This is a genomic window from Nitratidesulfovibrio liaohensis, from assembly GCF_011682075.1.
In the GTDB taxonomy this organism is placed as follows: domain Bacteria; phylum Desulfobacterota; class Desulfovibrionia; order Desulfovibrionales; family Desulfovibrionaceae; genus Cupidesulfovibrio; species Cupidesulfovibrio liaohensis.
Genome location: NZ_VSMK01000481.1, coordinates 1 through 1860 on the forward strand (window position 1 = coordinate 1; position 1860 = coordinate 1860).

Sequence of the window (1860 nt, forward strand, 5' to 3'; positions counted from 1 at the left end):
TGGGCGGCATGGCGGGGCCGCGCCCGCGTCCGCGCCCACGCCCGAATCCGACTCCGCGCCCACGGCCATATCCCCGACCGTTGCCCGCACCGCCCCCGCCACCATTCCTCGGACGCAGGGCATTGATGACGTCCCGCGCCGTGTCCAGCACGTTGCCGAGGTTGGCGGCCAGTTCGTCCAGGGCGGAAGCTTCGACGCTGGCGGCGTCGGTCGTGGGCCCTCCTGTCTGCCCGCGTCGCGTCCGCGCCGTGCCGCAGCGGCCCATGCCGCGTCCGGTGCCGGTGCCGCGTCCCACGGGGCCTGTTCCGTTCATGCCGGGCATATGCGCCTCCTGGTTGCAGGTGAAACAGTGGCCACGCGGCCACACCCGCCAGTCAGCACGAACCGTTCCAGCCAGAGGCAACCAATGATGACGGATGATTAGGAGGGCCAGAAGCCGCACCGAGAAAATGCGGGCGCAAAATGCGCCCACATGATATGTGAGTGCTTGCATACTTCGTGGTGCCGCCTTTCGGCGTCATCCTTCCGGGTGCCGCCAGCCGGGAAAAGGAGCGAATCATGGCCCTGCCGCGTGACATATCCTGCGAGACCATCATGGAAAGCGTGGCCGACGGCGTGTTTACCGTGGACCTCGGCTGGCGCATCACCTCGTTCAACCGGGCGGCGGCGGAGATCACCGGGGTGCCGGCGCACGAGGCCCTGGGCAGGCGCTGCCGCGACGTGTTCCATTCCAGCATCTGCGATGGGGCCTGCGTGCTGCGGGCATGCATCGAGCAGGATACGCAGTTGGGCAACCGGTCGGTGTTCATCCTGCGTCCGGATGGCCGCAAGGTGCCCGTGAGCATCAGCGGGGCGCCCCTGCGTGACCGGCGCGGCAGGCTGATGGGCGGGGTGGAGACCTTTAGAGACCTTTCCGCCCTGCACCTGATGCGCAAGCAGCTGGACGGCCAGCACACGGTGGAGGACATCGTCACCCGCAGCGCGGCCATGGTTCGCCTGCTGGGCATCCTGCCGCAAGTGGCGGCCAGCGACGCGCCGGTGCTGGTACTGGGCGAATCGGGCACCGGCAAGGAGTTGTTCGCGCGCGCCATCCACAACCTGAGCCCCCGGCGGGGCAGGCCCTTCGTGGGGGTGAATTGCGGGGCGCTGCCGGAACACCTGCTGGAATCGGAACTGTTCGGCTACAAGGCCGGGGCGTTCACCGACGCGCGGCGCGACAAGCCGGGCCGCTTTGCCCTTGCGGACGACGGCACCATCTTTCTCGACGAAATCGGCGACATGCCGTTGCCCTTGCAGGTGAAATTGCTGCGGGTGTTGCAGGAAAAGGTGTACGAGCCGCTGGGTGGGGTGCGCCCCCAGGCCGCCCCCGCCCGGGTCATCGCCGCCACCAACCGCGACCTGGAACGCCTTGCGGGCGAGGGGGGATTCCGTAGCGACCTGTACTACAGGCTGAACGTGGTCATGCTGCGCCTGCCCGCCCTGCGCGAGCGGCCGGAAGATGTCCCCCTGCTGCTCGATCATTTCGTGGCGCAGCGCAACCTGCTGAGCGGCAAGGAAATCGAGGGAGTGTCCGAGGACGTGCTGCACCTGCTGCTGCGCTACCCCTTCCCCGGCAACGTGCGCGAGATGGAGAACATCGTCGAGTACGCGTTCATCCTGTGCCAGCGCGGGTTCATCCAGCTGGAACATCTGCCGGAATACATGCTGGGCGTGCAGGCGCCGCCCGTTTGCCTGCCTGTAGGGCCGCCGGGTGGGACTGCTGACCCTGCGGGGCCGATGGCGGCGGTTGCGGCGGGGCCGGGATGGACCACGCCCGCCCAGGGTGTGCCTGTCCTCTCCACACCCGCCGGTCCGCGCACC

At 68.6% G+C, this 1860-nt stretch carries 2 protein-coding genes; one reads left to right on the forward strand and one right to left on the reverse strand.

What is annotated here, in order from left to right; genetic code table 11:
- Positions 1–322: hypothetical protein (locus FVW27_RS20650; RefSeq protein ID WP_208294813.1), on the reverse strand; the 322-nt coding region annotated here is incomplete at its 3' end.
- Between the two features lie 236 nt (positions 323–558).
- Here FVW27_RS20650 and FVW27_RS14550 point away from each other — a divergent pair.
- Positions 559–1860, forward strand: a 1302-nt coding sequence (locus FVW27_RS14550) for a sigma-54 interaction domain-containing protein (RefSeq protein WP_167126434.1), incomplete at its 3' end; no start/stop codon positions are given.